This window comes from Marinospirillum sp. (genome assembly GCF_014859565.1).
Genome location: NZ_JACUUA010000414.1, coordinates 1 through 1,813, shown reverse-complemented (window position 1 = coordinate 1,813; position 1,813 = coordinate 1). Strand labels below are relative to the sequence as shown.

Here is a 1,813-nt window from a genome sequence, read left to right as displayed (position 1 = left end):
CAAATTAACTGCTGGATTTAATGTCTGTATAATCAATAGTGCTTAATACCTGTTAAGGTAACAAAAATCAAGACTAAGCCTTTGATTTCGGATAAAAACAGCTCGTTGTATAGTTTTGTATTTTTAAGCCGGATTATTGTTTCGTGGAATAACCTTGCAAGCGCTTCAGTAGGCTGGAAGTATCCCACCGTCCACCCCCCATTTGTTGCACTTCAGCATAAAATTGATCCACAAGTGCAGTCATGGGTAATTGAGTACCCAGATTTCTTGCCTGTGTCAGGCAGATGTCCAAATCCTTACGCATCCAGTCTACCGCAAAACCATGTTCATATTCATTAGCAATCATGGTTTTGTGACGGTTGACCATTTGCCAAGAGCCCGCTGCTCCGAGGCTGATAACATCAATCACCTTTTGTTGATCCAGCCCGGCCTGCTTGGCAAAGTTCAGACCTTCTGCCAGTGCCTGAACCAATCCACCAATACAGATCTGGTTGACCATTTTGGTGAGTTGTCCGCTGCCGGATGGTCCCATCAGGGTCACGGCACGGGCAAAAACCTGCATGATGGGTTCAGCGCGTTTGAATGCTTGTTCAGATCCACCGGCCATAATGGTGAGCAGCCCGTTTTCTGCGCCCTGCTGTCCGCCGGAAACAGGAGCATCAATAAACTCTATCTGTTGTTGGCTGCAGCGTTCTGCCATTTCTTTGGCCAAGGTAGCAGAGGCGGTGGTGTGATCAATAATCAGGCTGCTAGGGCGCAGGGTTTTTAATAGTCCCTGTTCTCCGCAGATCACCTCACGTACATCTTCATCCTTGCCAACACACAGCAGTACAATGTCCGCTTCTGCAGCGGCTTCTGCAGGGGTAGTGGCGGCACTATGGCCGGGGTGAGCTGCGACCCATTGGATGGCTTTTTTATTGCTGCGATTAAATACTGTCAGTTGATGTCCTGCTTTGACCAGATGGCTGGCCATCGGGCTACCCATGACTCCAAGTCCGATAAAAGCAAGTTTTTGTGCTGAGGTCATCTTCTGCTCCTGATCTGAGTTTGCGCCAAGATTAAAGGCACCACGTCTTGTGAGCAACCATTAAAAAGGCTGCCTTGCGGCAGCCTTTTGGTGCAGCAACGGTTGAATACTCAGCGAGCTGGATAGTCGCGCTGAGGTGAGCCGGTGTAAAGCTGACGCGGACGACCAATTTTGTAGTCGTTGCTGATCATTTCGTTCCAGTGGGAAATCCAGCCAATGGTGCGGCTCATGGCAAAAATCACCGTGAACATATTGGTGGGAATGCCAATGGCTTTGAGGATGATGCCGGAATAAAAGTCGACGTTTGGATAGAGGCTGCGCTCTTTGAAGTACTCGTCTTCCAGTGCAATTTGTTCCAGGCGCTTGGCAATTTTTAATTGTGGATCATCAGCCATGCCCAGTTCCTGTAGCACTTCATCACAGGTCTGTTTCATAACCTTGGCGCGTGGATCAAAGTTGCGGTAGACGCGGTGACCAAAGCCCATTAGTTTGAAAGAGTCATTTTTGTCTTTGGCACGGGCAACAAACTCTTCAATGCGGGATTCATCACCGATCTCGTCCAGCATGGTGAGTACGGCTTCGTTGGCGCCACCGTGGGCAGGGCCCCAGAGTGCAGCAATACCGGCTGCAATACAGGCGAAAGGGTTAGCACCGGTGGAGCCGGCCAGACGCACTGTGGAGGTGGAGGCGTTCTGCTCGTGGTCGGCGTGCAGCATGAAGATACGATCCATCGCCTTGGCAAAGATCGGATTAACCTTGTATTCCTCGCAGGGTGTAGCAAACATC

The 1,813-nt window shown here is 50.0% G+C and carries 2 protein-coding genes; both read right to left on the bottom strand.

Annotated elements, in window-relative coordinates; all coding sequences use genetic code 11:
- Positions 1-133 precede the first annotated feature (133 nt).
- Complete coding sequence (locus IBX50_RS20320) at positions 134-1,084, bottom strand: NAD(P)-dependent oxidoreductase (protein ID WP_292258209.1); 951 nt, start codon at positions 1,082-1,084, stop codon at positions 134-136.
- Positions 1,085-1,137: 53 nt separating this feature from the next.
- A partial coding sequence (locus IBX50_RS20315; protein ID WP_292258208.1) for a citrate/2-methylcitrate synthase occupies positions 1,138-1,813 on the bottom strand: 676 nt, incomplete at its 5' end.